The sequence below is a fragment of the Sulfurimonas sp. genome, assembly GCF_029027585.1.
Classification (GTDB): domain Bacteria; phylum Campylobacterota; class Campylobacteria; order Campylobacterales; family Sulfurimonadaceae; genus Sulfurimonas.
This window is the reverse complement of the sequence record NZ_CP093397.1, coordinates 21,146-39,721: the sequence shown is the minus strand read 5'-3', so window position 1 is coordinate 39,721 and position 18,576 is coordinate 21,146. Positions and strand designations below refer to the sequence as shown.

21 protein-coding genes are annotated in these 18,576 nt (G+C 29.7%); 12 read left to right on the top strand and 9 right to left on the bottom strand.

The annotated features are described in order from the left end of the window. Positions 1–176: 176 nt before the first annotated feature. Together MOV50_RS00155 and MOV50_RS00150 are read left to right on the top strand one after the other, a co-directional pair. Entirely contained in the window at positions 177–1,205 is a 1,029-nt protein-coding gene (locus tag MOV50_RS00155; protein WP_321778430.1) for a bifunctional 3,4-dihydroxy-2-butanone 4-phosphate synthase/GTP cyclohydrolase II, read from the top strand. Between the two features lie 67 nt (positions 1,206–1,272). Then, positions 1,273–2,115, top strand: coding sequence for an FAD:protein FMN transferase (locus MOV50_RS00150; RefSeq protein WP_321778429.1), 843 nt, complete (start codon positions 1,273–1,275; stop codon positions 2,113–2,115). Here MOV50_RS00150 and MOV50_RS00145 read toward each other — a convergent pair. From MOV50_RS00145 to MOV50_RS00120, 7 genes are all read right to left on the bottom strand, one after another. Continuing rightward, a complete protein-coding gene (locus MOV50_RS00145) occupies positions 2,083–2,532 on the bottom strand; it encodes a hypothetical protein (RefSeq protein WP_321778428.1) in 450 nt (149 codons plus the stop codon). The two genes, MOV50_RS00150 and MOV50_RS00145, sit on opposite strands and share 33 nt — an antisense overlap. Beyond that, a complete protein-coding gene (locus MOV50_RS00140; protein ID WP_321778427.1) occupies positions 2,516–2,989 on the bottom strand; it encodes a hypothetical protein in 474 nt (157 codons plus the stop codon). The genes MOV50_RS00145 and MOV50_RS00140 overlap by 17 nt, the downstream gene beginning before the upstream one ends. Next, entirely contained in the window at positions 2,986–3,507 is a 522-nt protein-coding gene (locus MOV50_RS00135) for an FMN-binding protein (protein ID WP_321778426.1), read from the bottom strand. The genes MOV50_RS00140 and MOV50_RS00135 overlap by 4 nt, the downstream gene beginning before the upstream one ends. A 166-nt stretch (positions 3,508–3,673) precedes the next feature. Beyond that, positions 3,674–3,958, bottom strand: a complete 285-nt coding sequence (locus MOV50_RS00130; RefSeq protein ID WP_321778425.1) for a type II toxin-antitoxin system RelE/ParE family toxin — start codon at positions 3,956–3,958, stop codon at positions 3,674–3,676. Beyond that, on the bottom strand, positions 3,959–4,204 hold the full coding sequence (locus MOV50_RS00125; protein WP_321778424.1) for a hypothetical protein: 246 nt from the start codon (positions 4,202–4,204) through the stop codon (positions 3,959–3,961). 112 nt (positions 4,205–4,316) lie between these two features. After that, positions 4,317–4,472, bottom strand: a complete 156-nt coding sequence (locus MOV50_RS13460; RefSeq protein ID WP_415846389.1) for a helix-turn-helix domain-containing protein — start codon at positions 4,470–4,472, stop codon at positions 4,317–4,319. Position 4,473: 1 nt separating this feature from the next. Next, positions 4,474–5,079: a transposase gene (locus MOV50_RS00120; protein WP_321778423.1), complete on the bottom strand. Its 606-nt coding sequence runs from the start codon at positions 5,077–5,079 to the stop codon at positions 4,474–4,476. A 192-nt stretch (positions 5,080–5,271) separates the two neighbouring features. Here MOV50_RS00120 and MOV50_RS00115 point away from each other — a divergent pair, with 192 nt between their 5' ends. Then, on the top strand, positions 5,272–5,511 hold the full coding sequence (locus MOV50_RS00115; protein WP_321778422.1) for a hypothetical protein: 240 nt from the start codon (positions 5,272–5,274) through the stop codon (positions 5,509–5,511). Further along, complete coding sequence (locus tag MOV50_RS00110) at positions 5,501–5,749, top strand: hypothetical protein (RefSeq protein ID WP_321778421.1); 249 nt, start codon at positions 5,501–5,503, stop codon at positions 5,747–5,749. Before MOV50_RS00115 ends, MOV50_RS00110 begins: the two co-directional genes overlap by 11 nt. Positions 5,750–5,854: 105 nt before the next feature. Here the strand turns inward: MOV50_RS00110 and MOV50_RS00105 are convergent, their stop codons facing one another. Next, complete coding sequence (locus tag MOV50_RS00105; protein ID WP_321778420.1) at positions 5,855–6,340, bottom strand: hypothetical protein; 486 nt, start codon at positions 6,338–6,340, stop codon at positions 5,855–5,857. Between the two features lie 79 nt (positions 6,341–6,419). Beyond that, entirely contained in the window at positions 6,420–7,079 is a 660-nt protein-coding gene (locus MOV50_RS00100) for a hypothetical protein (protein WP_321778419.1), read from the bottom strand. A gap of 919 nt (positions 7,080–7,998) precedes the next feature. Here MOV50_RS00100 and MOV50_RS00095 point away from each other — a divergent pair. The 8 genes from MOV50_RS00095 to MOV50_RS00060 are packed head-to-tail and all read left to right on the top strand — an operon-like array spanning position 7,999 to position 18,575. Continuing rightward, positions 7,999–8,721, top strand: coding sequence for a DUF695 domain-containing protein (locus MOV50_RS00095; RefSeq protein WP_321778418.1), 723 nt, complete (start codon positions 7,999–8,001; stop codon positions 8,719–8,721). Then, positions 8,722–10,560, top strand: a complete 1,839-nt coding sequence (locus tag MOV50_RS00090) for an MFS transporter (RefSeq protein ID WP_321778417.1) — start codon at positions 8,722–8,724, stop codon at positions 10,558–10,560. It abuts the gene before it with no gap. Next, a complete protein-coding gene (locus MOV50_RS00085) occupies positions 10,547–10,918 on the top strand; it encodes a diacylglycerol kinase (RefSeq protein WP_321778416.1) in 372 nt (123 codons plus the stop codon). The genes MOV50_RS00090 and MOV50_RS00085 overlap by 14 nt, the downstream gene beginning before the upstream one ends. Positions 10,919–10,925: 7 nt before the next feature. Continuing rightward, entirely contained in the window at positions 10,926–13,124 is a 2,199-nt protein-coding gene (locus tag MOV50_RS00080) for a patatin-like phospholipase family protein (RefSeq protein ID WP_321778415.1), read from the top strand. Continuing rightward, positions 13,121–14,305, top strand: coding sequence for a saccharopine dehydrogenase family protein (locus MOV50_RS00075; protein ID WP_321778414.1), 1,185 nt, complete (start codon positions 13,121–13,123; stop codon positions 14,303–14,305). The genes MOV50_RS00080 and MOV50_RS00075 overlap by 4 nt, the downstream gene beginning before the upstream one ends. A gap of 1 nt (position 14,306) precedes the next feature. Next, positions 14,307–15,149 carry an HDOD domain-containing protein gene (locus tag MOV50_RS00070; protein ID WP_321778413.1) on the top strand — a complete coding sequence of 281 codons (843 nt, stop codon included), beginning with the start codon at positions 14,307–14,309 and terminating at the stop codon, positions 15,147–15,149. Then, positions 15,121–16,266 (top strand): carboxynorspermidine decarboxylase, encoded by a 1,146-nt coding sequence (gene nspC / locus MOV50_RS00065; RefSeq protein ID WP_321778412.1) that lies wholly within the window; start codon positions 15,121–15,123, stop codon positions 16,264–16,266. The genes MOV50_RS00070 and nspC overlap by 29 nt, the downstream gene beginning before the upstream one ends. A 23-nt stretch (positions 16,267–16,289) precedes the next feature. After that, positions 16,290–18,575, top strand: coding sequence for an EAL domain-containing protein (locus tag MOV50_RS00060; protein ID WP_321778411.1), 2,286 nt, complete (start codon positions 16,290–16,292; stop codon positions 18,573–18,575). The last annotated feature ends 1 nt before the right edge of the window (position 18,576 follow it).

Here is an 18,576-nt window from a genome sequence, read left to right as displayed (position 1 = left end):
TTATTTCACCTATGTTTACTTAAATGTTTAAGTAAATTACTTAATTTGAGTCTATGGTATTTTGGAGCAAAACCTTTTGTTCATTTATATGTTAAAAGTTTTAGTTAAATTTGTAAACTTATATTTAAATAACTTTTATGTATAATTTCAGACTAAAAAAATTACAAAGAGAATATATGACACCGATACAAAGAGTATTAGAAGCGATTGAAGAGATTAAAAAGGGTCGCATGATTATTATGTGTGATGATGAAGATAGAGAAAATGAGGGTGATTTAGTTTATGCTGCTGCATTTTCAACACCTCAAAATGTAAACTTTATGGCGACTCATGCTCGTGGTTTAATCTGCGTGGCACTTGGAAAACAGATAGCATCTAGACTAGAGTTAAACCCTATGGTAAACTCAAACACATCTTCTTATGAAACAGCATTTACTGTTTCAGTAGATGCTAAAGACGCTCTAACAGGTATATCGGCAGGGGAGAGAGATGAGACTATAAAAATCTTAGCAAATCCTATCTCTCATGCAACAGAACTTGTTAAACCAGGGCATATCTTTCCTCTTATCGCAAAAGATGGTGGAACGCTTGTTAGAACTGGTCATACAGAAGGTTCAGTTGATATATGTCGTTTAGCAGGTCTTAGTGAGGCAGGTGTAATTTGTGAAATCATTAAAGAAGATGGAACTATGGCTAGACGAGATGACTTAGACATCTTTGCTAAAGAACATGACTTAAAAACTGTTTTTATCTCTGATATAGTTGAGTATCGTTTGGCAAATGAAAGACTTGTAAATGAGATAGAAGTTAAAGAGATAGACTTTTTTGGTGTAAAAGTAAATCAGCATACTTTTAAAGACCATGATTCCATTGAGCATACAGCCATAGTATTTTATAATGCTGGTGAAATAGCAAATGTAAGAGTTCACAATGTTGTTCCAGATATAGAACTTCTTTTAAATCAAAAAAAATACAATAATCTTATAAATTCCATAGAATACTTAAAGCAAAATAGTGGTGTTTTAGTTTTTATAAACAAAACAAATCATCAAGATAATGCTGCTATAAAAGAGATAGGTACAGGCGCTCAAATCTTACAAAATCTAGGTGTATCAAAAATGAACCTTATAACATCTATGAAACAAACTTCTTTTGTCGGTCTTAGTGGCTTTGGCTTAGAAATTAATGAGGTTATAAATATATAAATTAACTCTTTTTTTGCTTTTGAGCCTTGTTTTAGAGGCTCAGACTCTCTCAAGAACACAAATCATTATGTCAACCTTTGTGACAATCACAGTTGAGAAAAATGATAAATACTTTGTTGAACATGCTTTTAAAATCTTCAAAGATATAGATGCTTCTCTATCTTCATTTAACAAAAAATCCCCAATATATAAACTCAACAAAAATAAAAAAGCAAAGATAAATAACTATACTTATGAAGCTTTTGTTCAAAGTAAAAAGTTTTATAAAGATACAGATGCTTACTTTAACATTGCTATTGGCTCTATTACTAAAGATTTATATCGTTTTGGTGCAGATGAAAGAGTTGCATCTAGAGATGAACTTAAAAAGGCAAGAGTTGATTTTAATGATGTGTTTTTCACAAAAGATGAAGCTAAGTTAGCCAAAGGCATAAAAGTTGATTTTGGAGGAATGGGTAAGGGGTTTGGAGTAGATTATGTATCTTCTTATTTTAGAGGAAATAGCGTAGATGCAACTATCTCTGCGAGTGGAGATATAAGGTGTTTAGGTATTTGTAGTTTTGATATACAAAACCCTTTTGGCGAGGGTGCTTTAAGTTCTTATACAACTACTAAAAAAGATTTAGGCATAAGTACAAGTGGAAACTATGTAAGATATGTAAAGTCAAAAAACAACAACCATCTCATTAATCCAAAAACAAAAAAATCTCAAACGACATTTGTATCAATTACTTTGATTTCAGAGTTAAGTAGTAGCGCTTTAGATGCTTACGCAACGGCTTCAAGTGTTATGCCAATAAAAAAGGCTTATGAGTTTTTAGACTCTTTAGAACTTGCTTATATTATCTTACAAAGTAATGGCGATTTAAAAATTAGCTCAAATATATCTGATTATGCTTTGAAAAAGTAACCACGAAATATATATAATCAAAAAACAAAAGATAAAAAAAGATAAAAGTTTTAAATAAGCAAAAAACTCTAAACCGCTGATGATTAAAAATGGAGAAAATATCTCAGCAAATGCAGTAAAAAAAGTTAGGTAAATAAGTGCAAGAGTGCTTTTTTTATATCTAAGTTTTGTAAAAACTAAAAAATGAAGCAAAACCATAGATAAGAGTCCAAAGACAAAGATATGTGGTAAGACAATTTTTAAGATGCCACTAAAACTTTTTGCTATTATAAAACTATCTTCATTACCTCTGTAATAATTAACAACGCTCTGATAACTAAAGCCAATTTTATGCTCAAAAAGCATATATGCACTTAAAATAAGAAGCAAAGAAAAGGCTAGATAGTAAAGTATAGAGAGTTTATATGCTTTTGTCATTTAACTTCCAAAATGAGTAAAGTATCATATAGATAGCACTTAGATGCCAGATGAAAAATGTTAAAAGATATATATATATAAAGTCTGATGAAACGAAATAGGACATAGGAAGTGAGACAAGTGAGATAATTGCACTTATCATAAGAATATTTGTCATAGCAATTTTACTCTTGTTCGCAAGACGAATAAAAATAGCACTTAGAGTTAGTAAAATCATCATCATAAAAAAGATTTCAGTGTGCCAAAATTCTAAAAAAGAACTCTTTGTTATGGGGTCTATAAACTCTTCTTCATTTCCAAAAAGTGTTGTGCTGATAGCATCTATGCTTATGCCAAAACTATAATACTTTACTGAAATATCAGAAATAAGATAAAGAAGTATAAATAGTAAAAAACCTTTTAAGATAAGGCTCATCGCCTTATCACTTTGTATGTTTTTTATAAGAGTAAATTTCACTTTTTTAGTAACTCATTATAAATAGCAAAAGCAAGTCTTGAGCCATCGGTGATACTTCTAGCACTCATAGTTGCACCCGTAATAGTAGGGATTTGTCTTCCTACACGAAGTTGTTTATCTGTTTTTATATCTTGAAATTGAGAAATCCACTTCTTAGATGGAATATACTCATGTGGCTCATTAAAAGCGATTATTTCTATGCTTTTTAAAATATTTTTTGAGATTATGTAGAGAATTACAGCATTTTTAGAACGAACTTTTTTATTTATCAGAACACCATAACCTAATATTTTTCCATTTGTACTTGCTTTAAAAGTTCTAAATATTTTAGTTCTTAGTTTTACTTTTGAAGTTTGTTGAATACTTTTTGCTTGTTTTCTGTTAAGTATTATATTTTTTTTAACTATTTTCGCACTATTTCCAAAGCTTTGTTTCATTGCATCTATGGGAGATATGAGTATTTTAGCACTAAGAGGTAGTGCTAAAATTATAAAAAGTGTTAAGAGTATTTTTTTCATAAAAAATCTTTTGTTAAATTTAGAGGATTGTATATAATTTTATATGTTTTGTCAATCCTCTTTATTAAGTTTTTAAAATATAAAACCCATTGAAACACTATTGATATTTGTTTATATTTAAAAGTGAGATTCATTCACAGGGGCGTATATCTAGTTTTCTAGTTTTTTAATTAGTGGGCTTATTTTGGTTAAATATTCTTAAAACTTCAATTGTATTCTTTTGAAAGCTTACTTTGTAAATTATCGTATAACCTTTATAGGTCATATCTCTTACATTTTCATTTTTAAAATAAATTGATGGTTTATATTTTAGAGGGTTGTCAGGAATTAAGAATATTAATTTTTCAAGTTCTCTGGCAAAATTTGTACTTGCATTAATTTTATCTTGAGCTATATAATTGACTATATGAAGCAATTGTTTTTCAAAAGTTTTCTTATAGATTATTTGCATCTAACTATCTATAGATTTTAAGTGGCTGTTTATGTTGTTCCATAAATCATTATGTGAAACCATTTCAGCTTTTTCACTTTCTACTTCTTCTAAGTCTTGGTGTAATTGTTTTTGTCTTTCATAAAAGTATGGGTCAAGTTCAAGATTTTTATCTTTTGAAACAGTTATATTTGAATGACTTTCTTTTACAAAATTCATAAACTGTTGCATATAAGCATCTTGTATCTGTATTGATAAAGTTTGCATAAACTATCCTTCTCATTTATTGAAAGTTCATTATATCAAAACTTAAGTGAAGTTCGCTTAAGTTTTAGTGTATAGTTTTATCCTTTCATCGATTAGTAGAGTCCTCTTTCCTCTATATGCCATTCACCCCTGTGAGTGAATCACCACTTTTTATTACTTTTGATATTAAAGATTTTGATACTCCTAAATATTGGGCTATTTCTACTTGTGAATAACCATCAAGATATGCATTTATTATAGAGAGATTTCTGTCTTGTCTTGTTTGTATACTATCGAAATGTTCTTGAAAATGCTTTTTTTATAATTTTTTGTTTTTGTTTCTCTTTTAAAAAGTCTAACTCTTTTTTAGTTATCTTTTTATCTAAAAATTCACTCAATGTGTGAATATCAAATTCATTTATAAGTATAGATGCATTAGAACAAGGAAAAATATCTCTTGCCTTATAAATAGAGTGTGCAAAAGTATATGGGTACTCTCCAATATTTTCACAAAGCCCAGCTTCTATAGGGTTGTTTTCAATATATCTAAGAAGAACATATAAATAGTTTTGGGTAGTTATGTATTTTGATTTATATCTATCTTGCCATAAATGACCGCTACGACTATACTTTTTATTAAAATATTTAGCATAGTTGGCATTTACACTTCTCATAAATATGGATAAATTCTCTTTTGTAGTTTCTATAAGAAAGTGATAGTGATTGTCCATCAAAACATAGTCATGTAAAGTTACTTTTTCTAGTGTGGCAGCTTTATTTATAATTTGTAAAAACATATCTTTATCACTATCGTGATTGAACACATTACATCTGTTTACACCTCTGTTAATAATATGATGATAACCAGCTAAATCTACTCTCAATCTTGTAGGCATATTATAATCCTTATCTATGATTTCAAACAATAGCATCTATTGTTTATCATGATTAAATATATGACAAATTGAAATACTTTTCTTTTATATTAGTTTTTTAAAAGTGGAGATTCATTCACAGGGGTGTATATTTAAGTGATTTTCACTTGAGTTTGGTTATAATTATCTAGACCTGTATTATTGGAGTAAATTATGCAACTAGCAGTAAATGTATCATTACCAAATATTTTAACTTTAATTTCTCAAATGTCATTAAATGAAATTGAACAAATTAAAAATAAAATAGTAGAAAAAGAACTTTATTTTAAAAAATTTAAAAAAGATAAAATTGAGAATGTAATGAGTGATTTTCAAAAAGAAGATTATTCAGATGATTTCTTAAAAGACTTGGAAGATGGTTTAAAAAAGAGTTCAGTTTACAATGATAATTAAGCAAATTAGAGATGATTTAGATAAATACCTCAAAACGCATAACTTAGAGAAGAAGTATAAAAAAGCTAAAAAGTTTTTTGAACAAGACCCTTTTTATCCTTCTTTAAATACTGAATTGTTAGAACCAAAAGATAGGTTGCTTTATTCATTTAGATTAGATAGAAAATATAGAGCCATTTTTATTTATATTGATGAAAGTACTGTTGAGATAGTGATGTTTACAAACCATTATAAATAGAAATTACTCGTAAGTTCAGATATAACAAGTACGAGAAACTGTGAAAAATTCAGCCTCTTTCTTCAGTAAATTCTAAAAGTGGAGATTCATTCACAGGGGTGTATATTATATCTTCTTACAATCTGATTTTTTTACAACTACACTTAAAATATGTGTTTTATCCTTGGTATAGTATGCATTTATAATTTCATTGCCACTATCAATTAAAATCCTAAAATTCTTACTTTTACATCTTTGTTCTCTAATTAAATTTATTTCTTTAACTGTAAAATAATCTGTAACACTTTTTACATATGTATCTTCTTGTTTAAAATCTATATTTTTTATTGTAAAATTAAAAATTAGTTTTGAGTCCTCGGCACTACTACTGTTTATACTAAGATTGTCATTTATATCAATAGGAAGCATTTCATTATATTTACTTGCCTTTTCTGCTAAGTATTCTACAGTAGTAAACTCATTAAGATATATATAATTGATAATTTTACTATCTAACCTTGTCTTACCTAAAAATATAAATAGTACCACTACTGTTATCACTATTACTATCGATATTTTCATTATTTTCTGTATTAACGGTAAATTTTCCATTTATATTCCTTCTTTTTAATATTGTTTTTAGGTGCATCTTTCTGATTTGTTATGTATTTACTCCAATTTATAATACCATCTAAATAATTACCGTTTTTTGGTTAAGCCCATCAAAAACGAGTAGTTCGTTAAACGGGTGGTCCTTCACATTCTCTCTCACTTTATCAATTAAGTATTCCCACTCATTATTTAAGTAAAGAGTATTTAAAAAACACTGTACAATTAATGATGTATTTTTTGGGTAATTTTTCTTTGACTTAACTTCTATACTTTTCAATACAAGAGGAACAAAATTTTCTACATGTTCCATATTTGTGAATATCACAGGCTCACATACTCTAGTTCCATCTTTTCCCCTTTTTACACCTTCAGGAGAAAAAGCGGGACTAAGTTTCCATGTCCAATGTTCATTCTCATGCATTGCGGATGTTACTTCTAAAAATGCATTCTCAGGGTAGTATCCAAGTTCAACATAATCCCCTCTTTGAACTAATACAGCATCATAGGTTTGATTACCGTTAATCCATTTAACAGATATATAACGGCCTGCTCGATAGCACATTTGTACATACCGGCAAATAGGAAGCAGTTCTTCTATCATTAGCTTGCCAAAAGATGTCTCTCTAAGAGGGATTTTCTCACATCCACCTTCTTTTATTCTAAGCTTTTCGAATAAACAATAGACCTTTGAACAAAATTCAAGTCCATCAATCATTTTTCCATCTAAATCATTTAGCACTTTCTCCTCCTAGATACATAACTATTTATTCAACATCATTATATATAGAGTAAGCTTAAAATAAATCATTAACTATCATGCTTAATGATTGTTAATTAATAAAGTTTCTATAAAATATGACTATTTGTCATACTTTTGCATTATAATGAATATTTTACCTATTATACTTAAAACTAAGATGATTGTTAATTGTCTCATGGAAAAATAACAGCTTCAAATGAGTGTTAATTGTTCAAAAACTTACATAACACTCATGATGATACTTAAGCCAAAGGTTGGAATATGGAAGTAAAAAGAAAATTATTAGAATTAGTTCGAGATTAGATTTAAACACTATAGTTATTCAACAGAAAGAACTTATACTCACTACAATCACCCCTATAAACAAATCTCAACTTTTTAAAATTTTTAATATTAAAGATTTTGACACTCCTAAATATTGGGCTACTTCTACTTGTGAATAAGCACCTATATATGCATTGATTATTGAAAGGTTTCTATTTTATCTTGTTTGTATACTATCAAAATGTTCCTGACCCTTAGCTCTTAATCATGAGAGGAAACTACTCACAGATTGTGATTAGTTGAAAATTATTGCAATTTGTCATACTTTTACACTCTATTCTAAAAAAACACTATACTTATTTCTGTACAACTGGTGTTGATTTCTTCTGCGACTGGGTGATAATAGGGAGTGGAGTAAGTGGGTATCTCCAAAAAAGGAGGATACGCCAGTGAAGTTTTTCATTGTGCTAATGGTTTTAATGGTACTCGCAATACCGTTATATTAAAGTGTGGGAGCTTTCGCTCTCACTCCATTGGTACAATTGTACCATAAGTTAGTTTGTCAATCAACATTATCAAGATTTAGGGCTTAATCATAAATTAGCTATAATAAATAAAAAAATATAGAGAGTATATGAGAGAATTATTTACAAGAGTCGAAGAAAAGAATGAAATAAGTATAGAAGTTAATTTAGAAGCTTTAGAATCAAAAGAGATGAACCCTTGGTTACTTAGTGTGTTTGTGAAAAATGATGCCCTAGAAGCAAATGAAGAATCTTATGAAGAGTTTTTAGAAACTAAAGAATCTTTAATCATCGCACTAGAACATAATCAAAGAGCCGTATATGTTGGAAGTAGGGTTGTTGATGGGTGGAGTGAGTTCTATTTTTATTCTTATGATTCAAAAAGACTAGATGCAATAGTGAAAAATATTTTAGCTCCATCAGAGTATGTTTACGAAAGTAATATTGTGAGAGATACAAAGTGGGGCTTTTATGAGGCACAGCTCGAACCAACAGAACTTGAACTATGTCATATACAAAGTGCTAAAATCATTTTTTTACTTCAAGAAGAGGGTGAAGATTTAGAAATATCTAGAGATGTTGAACATTATATTTCTTTTGAAACACCAACTCAGAAGAACAGATTTGTAAATACTCTTGATTTAGAAGGTTTTAGTTTTAAAGATGAAATAAGTACCGAAGATTTTGAACATGGTGTAGCTCTTGTAAATAATCATAATGTTACAGAGATAGAAGTACAAAAAATAGTAAGTACATTATTTGAAAAAATAAAAATAGATCATGGTTATTATGAAGGTTGGAGTACACTTTTAATCAACGAGGACGAAGAGTAGATGCAAAAAAAAGATACTCTTTTTGGTATCGTAGGGCTGATTAACTATCTTATAGTTATCTTTTTAAACGCCTTTACAGATTTAGGTCATAAAATCATCATACAAAATACAATATTTAAAGTTTATGATGGCGATACACTTATAGTTTTAACAGCTATCATAAATGCTCTTATCCTTTTACCTTTTATCTTGATGTTTTCTCCTTCTGGTTTCTTAGCAGATAGATTTCCTAAAAATAAAATTATGGAGTATTCTTCTATTTTTGCCATTTTTATTACTTTAGGGATAACATATTCTTACTATCATGGACATTTTTATGTAGCTTTTGGTATGACTTTTGTACTTGCTTTTCAAAGTGCCATCTATGGACCTGCAAAATACGGTTATATAAAAGAGTTAGTTGGCATAAAGTTTATAAGTGCTGGAAATGGAGCGATTCAAGCAGTTACAACGGTTGCTATCTTAGGTGGAATTCTTTTTTATACAGTCTTATTTGAAGGAATGCTTGGAAATGGTTTTGAGAGCAAAGAAGATATTTTAAAAGTTGTTGCTCCTCTTGGTTGGCTTCTTGTAATTAGTTCTGTACTAGAATGGTTTTTAGCATCTAAACTTCCAAATAAAATGATAGTAAGAAGTGAAAAAAGTTTTAAACTTAGACGCTATTTAATAGGTGCCTATCTTCATAAAAATATGAAAATTATAAAAAGAAAAAAAGAGATTTTTGAAGCCATAATTGCTCTAAGTCTTTTTTGGTCTATCTCTCAAGTTGTTTTAGCAGTTTTTGGAGAGTATGCAAAGAGTAAGCTAGGTGTAACAAATACTATCTTTGTTCAAGGTGTGATGGCATTAGCCGGTATTGGTATAGTTATAGGCTCTATCATGGCGGCAAAATTTTCAAAGTATTTTATAAATACAGGTTTATCCGCTATTGGTGCGATAGGTTTAACTATAGTTGTCTTTCTTGTTCCAACTTCAACTTCATTAGGTCAATTAGCAGTTATTTTTATGCTTTTTGGAATTTTCAGTGGCTTTTTAATGGTACCTTTAAATGCACAAATTCAGTTTCTTTCTCCACGAGTACATCTAGGAACTATTTTAGCTGGTAATAATTTCATACAAAATATTTTTATGTTTTCATTTTTAGTTTTAACAACTATTTTTGCTTACCACTCTATTAGTGGTGGAATCCTCATTTATGCGATGGCAATTGTTGGAGTTCTTCTTAGTTTTTTACTTTTAAAAAGGTATCAAGTTCTTAGTTTTTGGGCAGTAATGGAGTTGTTTTCTAGTTTTAGACATTCATATACTTATGTTGGTTTACAAAATGTACCTGAGGGTGCTGTACTTCTTTTAGGAAATCATGTGAGTTGGTTAGATTGGATTATTGTTCAGCTTCCACTTGCTAGACGCATAAACTTTTTAATGGATAAAGATATATACAACTGGAAATTTTTTCATGCATTTTTTAAAAAAGGAGAAGCTATCCCAGTATCTCCTAAAGCATCTAAAGATGCTTTCAAAGAGGCACATAAACGACTTTTAAATGGAAAAATAGTTGGTATGTATCCAGAAGGTGGAATAAGCACAGATGGAGAATTGGGAAAATTTTATAAAGGCTATGAAATCATACCAACTGATTATAATGGTGTTATAGTTCCCTATTTTATAGATGGAGTTTTTGGAAGTTCATTCTCAAAGTACAAACCAAAAAAGAAAAAAAGTTTTTTCAAACGAAGACAAATAACTGTTTATTTCTCAGAACCTATACCAAACAATACAAAAGCTGATGAACTAAAAAATATAATTCAAGAATTAAAGGATAAATATGAAACTAAATAAACCAAAGCACTCACTTTTTCGTAATGGTGGATACGCACTTGAGGGCTTTATAGATATAGTTAAAAATGAAACATCTTTTAAATGGCAACTTCTTATGCTTTTTGTTATGGGAATAGTAGCTTGGAACTTACCTATAAGTTTTTCACATTCAAGCATACTTTTTTTATCTCTTTTTATTCCTGTTTTAGCAGAGGTTGCAAACAGTGCGATAGAGAGAGTTGTGGATTTGGTTACTACGGATTACCACATACTTGCAAAACAAGCAAAAGATGTAGGTGCAACTATGGTTCTTTTGAGCTTAATACTTACATCTTTGATTTGGTTATGTGTCTTAGTAGTTGCTTTTGAGTTAGTTTAGGATTTTTATGAGAATATTACTTATTTTATTTTTAGTTTTTAGCTTTTCTTATGCAAATAAAAGAGTAAAAATAGCCTTAGTTCTTAGTGGTGGTGGAGCAAGAGGTGGTGCTCATGTTGGAGTATTAAAAGTTTTAGAAGAAAAAAAGATACCAATAGATTTGATTATTGGAACGAGTATGGGTTCTTTTGTTGGTGGACTTTATGCATCTGGGATGAGTGCTGATGAAATAAAAGAGATGCTTATAACTACTGACTGGAGAAAGTATATACGAACAGATTTTGATAGAAAAGATACTCCTATGCGAGTTAAAGAAGTTAAGTACATTTATCAAGGACGACTTGGATTAGGAGTAAATAAAAACAATGATATTGTTCTTCCAACAGGGGTTCTTAAAAGACAGCCAATGTTGATGAAGTTTTTAGAACTCACCCAAAATTATCAACATATGAAAAGTTTTGATGATTTATCTATACCATTTCGCGTGGTTGCGACAAATATTGCAAATGGAGAAGCAGTAGTTTTAAAGTCTGGTTCTTTGGCAAAAGCTATTTACGCTTCTAGCGCTATTCCGGGAGGATTTCAGCCTATTAATATAGATGGAATAAACTTAGTAGATGGAGGAGTTAGTGATAATCTTCCTATCCAGCTTGCTAAAGATATGGGCGCAGATATTATCATAGCGGTTGATGTTAGTGAAAAATTTGAAGATGATATAGATATAAATTCATACTTTGTTGTATTAGGTCAGATGGTAAATATTTTAATGAGAAAAAATGCTGATGAGTCAATACTAAAACTTCATAACACAGATATCTTAATAACTCCAGATTTAGGTAGCTTTGGAGGTTTAGATGCTGATAAATATGCTCAAATTATTCAAAAAGGTTTAGAAGCAACAAACAAAGTATATGAAACTAAACTAAAGCATTTAAGCATTAGTAATGAAGCATATGAAAAATATAAAAAGAAGCATAGAGTTATAAAAAAGTTTGAAACCACAATCATAGATGCCATAGAAATTAAAAATCTAACTTATTTAAGTGATGAGTCTATACTTAGAAGACTTAAGGTAAAAGTTGGCGATAAACTTGATGAAAATCTTTTAAGACAAAATCTTATGCATATATATAATATGACTATTTTTGATAGTGTTGAGTATGTTTTAAAAAAAGTAAATGGTAAAAATATATTAGTGATTGTAATAACTCCAAGTTGGAACAATCGTGGAGAGATAAATTTTGCTTTTGGTATAGAAGATGACTTTAAAGGTCACTCTTCTTATTCTCTTAAAGTTGGTTATACAAAATTTGGTGTAAATGAGTTGGGGGCAGAGTGGAAAAATGATTTTGAGATTGGTAGAAGACAAAGAGCCTATACAGAGTTTTTTCAACCCCTTGATACTAAGCAAAGATACTATGTTAAACCAGCACTTTTATATGAAAATATTGTTGAATTAGTCCCTGCAAATAAAACTGCTTCCATTGAACTTGAAAGTAAAAGATATGGAGCTTCTTTTAGTGCTGGTGCTCATGTTACAACTAACTATGAGTTTGAGATAGGAATTGCTGCATATAAAGACTTTGTAGAAGTATCACTTGTTGATGGTGCAAGTGAAGACTACAATGCTCGACCTATTTATGCTTCAGTTTTAGTTGATAACTTAGACAATTTAAACTTTCCAAATACAGGAGTGAAATCAACTATAAAATGGACAAAAGAGATGAAAGAGTTTGGTAGTGATTATGATCATGAAAAAATTTATTTTGATATAGAAAAACCTCTTAGCTTCTACAACAATAATTTTACAGCATACTTAAAAGTAGGTACAGTTTATAAAAATAATAATGTTAGTGATAAATTGATGTTAAACGATAAGTTTGTTCTTGGTGGTTTGTTTAATATGTCAGGGTATAGACCATATTCTCTTGTTGGAAATCATATGGCCTTAGGAGTTTTAAAGTACAGATACCGCATAAAAGATGGTGGATTTTTTGGTTCTTTAAATGCACCACTTTATGCTGGTTTTAGTTTAGAAGTAGGGGATGCTTGGAATGATGGAGATAAAGAAACACTAAGTAGTTTCAAAAAATCAGGGACTGTATATGCGGCAGCAAATACTTTTTTAGGACCAGTATATTTTGCCTTTGGTTTTGCTCAAGATGGAGAACAATCATTTTATTTATATTTAGGAGAAAAATTTTGAAAACAACTTTAATTATTGGTGCAGGTGGAGTCAGTCGAGTAGTTGTGCATAAATGTGTACAAAATGCAGATACTTTTGGACGCATAATTTTAGCTAGTAGAACTATAAAAAGATGTCAAAATATAAAAAATGAACTCCCAAATGCAAATATAAAAGTAGCATCTATAGATGCTGATGATGTAGATGCTTTGGTAGAACTCATAAATATATATACTCCAGATATAGTTATAAATGTAGCACTTCCATATCAAGATTTAACTATTATGGATGCTTGTATAAAAACTTCAACCCCATATCTTGATACTGCAAACTATGAGCATCCAGATGAGGCAAAGTTTGAGTATAAACTTCAATGGGAAAGAGATGAAAAGTTTAAAAAAGCTGGAATTATGGGACTTCTTGGAAGTGGTTTTGACCCTGGGGTTACAAATGTATTTTGTGCTTATGCTCAGAAACACTACTTTGATGAGATTCATACTATTGATATACTTGATTGTAATGATGGTGATCATGGTTATGCTTTTGCAACAAACTTCAACCCAGAGATAAATCTTCGTGAAGTTTCTTCAAATGGAAGATACTGGGAGGGCGGAAAATGGATAGAAACTAAACCAATGGAAATAAAAATGGTTTGGGATTATCCCGAAGTTGGAGAAAAAGACTCTTATCTGCTTTACCATGAAGAGATGGAAAGTTTAGTTAAGCATATTAAAGGACTTAAGCGTATAAGATTTTTTATGACCTTTGGAGAGAGTTATTTAACGCATATGCAGTGTTTGCAAAATGTTGGAATGTTAGGTATAAAAGAGGTTGAACACAAGGGTATGAAAATAGTTCCTATGGAGTTTTTAGCAACACTTCTTCCTGATCCTTCAACATTAGGAGAGAGAACAAAAGGTAAAACAAACATAGGTATTGTAGCCGAAGGTTTAAAAGATGGTAAAAAAAGAAAAATTTATATTTATCAAGTAAGTGACCATGAAAAATGTTTTAAAGAAGTAAACTCACAAGCTGTTTCATATACAACAGGTGTTCCCGCTATGATAGGTGCAAAACTTATGTTAGAAGGTAAGTGGAGTGCAAATGGAGTTTATAACATGGAAGAATTTGATCCAGATTTATTTATGGATGAATTAAATAAACAAGGACTTCCTTGGCAAGTTAAAGAGTTAGAAGTTTAAAATGACATTTGAGCAAATCATAAAAGATATAGATTCTCTCCCTCCTTTGTCTAATGCTGCTCATATAGTCCAATCTCTTTATGCTGGTGGTGTTGAGCATATAAATATCTCAAAATTAGTAAGAGTAATAGAGTCAGATGCTATGCTGTCTGTAAATATTTTAAAGATGATTAACTCTCCATATTATGGCATGACTAAGCAGATAAGTTCTATTTCTCAAGCGGTATCTCTTTTAGGTGTGCAAGAAATCTATATGTTAGTTATTCATTATGCGATAAGCCAAAAACTTAAAGCAGATCCAAGCATCTATGGTTTTACAAATGCTCAGTTTAATGATGTTTGCCAACTTCAAGGTAGATTAATGCTTAAATGGTGTTCTAAAATCAATGTAAAAGATGCACAGTTTTTAACTCCTTTAGCCCTGATGATGGAATCAGGAAAGCTAATCCTTGCAAAAGAGGTTATTAAGAGTGACTATTGTGGTGAATTTAGGAAGAGTTTTAACGAGTGTGAAGATATCCAAAAGTATGAAAAAGGTTTAATAGGTAAAACTTCTTATGCTCTTACTGCAATGCTTTTTTCTCACTGGAATTTAGAGTCAAAATATGTAGAAATTTTAAAACTCTTAGATGCTACACAAGATGAACTCAAAGAAAAGAAGACAGATGAAAAAATTATTGCATATATACAAAAAATAAAAGTTGTTAGAGAGAGCATAAATGTAAAAGAGATACTTACAAATAATGCTATAAAAAAGAGTATGAAGCTTGTTCATCAGCTTGGAGAAGATACAAACCATTTCAAAGAAGTTGCCCTTGAACTTAGAAAATCATATCTTAAATAGTATAAGAACTCCTTGCTATCTTTGCTCGGAGGAACTTTTACAAAAGAATTTAAAACTATTAGATTATGTCCAAAAAGAAAGTGGAGCAAAAATAATCTTAGCTCTTAAGGGTTTTGCTATGTGGAGTACATTTGACTTAGTTTCAAAGTATCTTCATGGTTGTACTGCAAGTGGTTTGCATGAGGCTAGACTAGCTTATGAAGAGTTTAAAAAAGAAGTTCATACTTATTCTCCCGCTTTTAAAGATGAAGAGATAGATGAAATAGCAAAAATCTCAAATTGTATAGTTTTTAACTCTCCAAATCAGCTTTTAAAGTACGCTAAGAGAGTAAAAAAGGTAAATCATTCATTAAGTATATCTCTTCGTATAAATCCAGAGTTTTCAGCATCTCCACAAGAGATATATAACCCTTGTGGCATCTATAGTCGTTTAGGAACAACTATTGATAATTTTGATGAGGCAGTTTTAGAGCATATAGATGGACTAAATTTTCATGCTCTTTGTGAGCAAGGTGCTGATGAGTTAGAAGAAGTTTTAAAAGCTTTTGAAAGTAAGTTTGCAAAGTATTTAAAAAATTTAAAGTATGTAAATTTTGGTGGAGGTCATCATATAACCAAAGAGGGTTACGATATCAAAAAGCTCATAAGACTTATAAAAACATTTAAAGATAAGTATGGCGTAGAAGTTTATCTCGAACCAGGAGAAGCAGTTGCTTGGGAAACGGGTATTTTGATTTCTAGTGTTTTAGATATAGTAGATAATGGAATGAAGATAGCAATTTTAGATACATCAGCAGAAGCTCATATGCCTGATACTCTTGCTATGCCATATCGAGCAGAAGTTGAGAATGCATCTTTTGCAAATGATAAAAAATATACTTATAGACTTGCTGGAAATACTTGTTTAGCTGGGGATATTATGGGAGATTACTCTTTTGACAAGCCTTTAGAAATTGGAGATAAAGTAGTTTTCTTAGATCAAATTCATTATACCTTTGTTAAAAATACAACCTTTAATGGCATTAAACTTCCAGCTTTAGCGATTTTAAGTAAAGATAAAAAAGTAAATATAATAAGAAATTTTGGATATGAAGAGTATAGAGACAGACTCTCTTGATATAATTTTGGTATAATTCTTACATGAAAACAATCAGTAACATCAGTAACATATGGACGACATTTTATTTAATGTTTTTTGGCTCTTTTGCCCTTATTTTAGTTTTACTATATTTTAATTATATAGATATAAAAAAAAGACACTATACGCAACTTAAACACTACTCAAAAGTTGTATCAAGAGCGATACATTCTGATCTACTTCAAAATGAGATGATATTAACAGTTATTGGGAAACAACTTTTAGACAATGATAACTATAAAGATAAACAAAAAGTTCAAAAACTTTTTGATGAGTTACTAAAACAAAATCCATCTTATATTGGTTTTGGTCTTGCAGATATAGATGGTAATCTTATGGCTACAAGTTCAAATATAAAGGTTTCAAAAGATTATAATTTTTTGAAAAATAAAAAAACAGTAGATGATTTTAAAAGAGTGTTGAAATCTAAAAAAATGATAGTTGCTAGAACTTACTTTTTTAAAAATATAGATGAGTGGATTATCCCTTTAAGAAAAGCTATCTTGGATGAAAATGGCAATATTTTAGCTGTGATGATAACAGGTTTAAGAAATGATAAAAATAGAAATATTATAGAAGGTTTAGGAGTATCAAACGATCAATCCATTGCAATTATTAAAGATTATAACTATGAACATAAAATGTATAGACAGTATGTCAGTCAAATAGGCGATATTTCTAATGATATTATGTACAATACAGTTATTCCCAATAGCTTGATAGAATCAATAAAAAGAACATTAAAAATAAGATATGACTTATCACTGGATTCACTAAGAGAAAATGGACAAACTGTTAGTATAAAAATTACAACATCTTTTAATAAAAGCTTGATAGCTGGTATGACCTATGATAAAGATTATAAGTTATGGATTTTTGTACAAGCTAGTGGCTCCACAATAGTAAGTGAATTTTTTAATAATTTATTTATATATTTTGCTCTTTTTATCGCAAGTTTTATAGTTTTTTATTTTTTATTTAAAAAGATTGCTCTCTCTGATAGAAAACAACAAGAAGAACTAATCTTTCAAGCTCAACACGATAGTTTAACAAAACTTCCAAATAGAACTTTTATGTACGCGCACATAGAAAAATGGAAAAAAAGACATGATACAGAGTATTTTGTTCTTTATTTGGATTTAGATAATTTTAAAAATATTAATGATAAGTTTGGACATACTGTTGGAGATAAAATACTTGTAGAAGTAGCTCATAGATTAGAAATGTTCTTTTATGAGGACGATATGCTTATAAGACAAGGTGGAGATGAATTTATAGTTTTAAAAGAGTGTATAGATGCTAATAATATTGAAGATAATATTGAGAGTCTTATTAGTCTTATTTCTCAGGTTTACCACATAGATGCTAAAGAGTTTAGAATTGGCGTTAGTGTCGGTATAGCAAGATATCCAATAGATGCAAAAGAAACTGAAGAGTTACTTAGCATCGCTGATACCGCTATGTATGAAGCAAAAAAACGAAAAAATTCATACTGCTTTTTCTCAGAAACTATGAGGCATGAAAATATTGTAAAAACAGATATAGAACAAGAGTTGCGTAGCGCAATAGAAAAAGATGAACTTTGGATGGTTTATCAACCGCAAATAAAAGCGGATGGAAGCTTGTATGGAGTGGAAGCACTTGTTAGGTGGGAAAATGAAAAACTTGGGTTTGTAGGACCTGATAAATTTATACCAGTTGCTGAAGAAACAGGAATCATAAGAGAACTTGGTGATTTTATAATAAATACTGCCTTGAGTGAAGTAGCAACTATTCAAGCCCAACTAAACTTAGAATTTAGTCTAGCTATAAATATTTCTGGTGTTCAGCTAATGGAAGTGAATTTTTTAGAAACTTTTTTAAAGCAGATAGAAAATTCAAATTTTAACAGAGCGTCTGTAACTCTAGAAATCACAGAGAGTGTATCGATAGAAAAGATGGATGATGTCTTAAATGTACTTTATGACCTTCAAGAGCATAATATTAAAATATCTTTAGATGATTTTGGAACTGGATATTCATCTTTGAGTATTTTAAGAGAGTTACCAATAGATGAGTTAAAGATAGATAAAAGTTTTATAGATAAAATACTATATGATGATAATGAAAAAGCTCTAGTTCAAAGTATCATAAATATAGGTAAAAACTTCAATATGAAAACTTTAGCAGAGGGTGTTGAGAGTGAAAAGCAAGTACAAAACTTAAAAGAAGCTAATTGCGATATATTTCAAGGTTATTACTACTCTAAGCCACTTACAAAAGAGCATTTGTTAGAATACTTAAAATAAT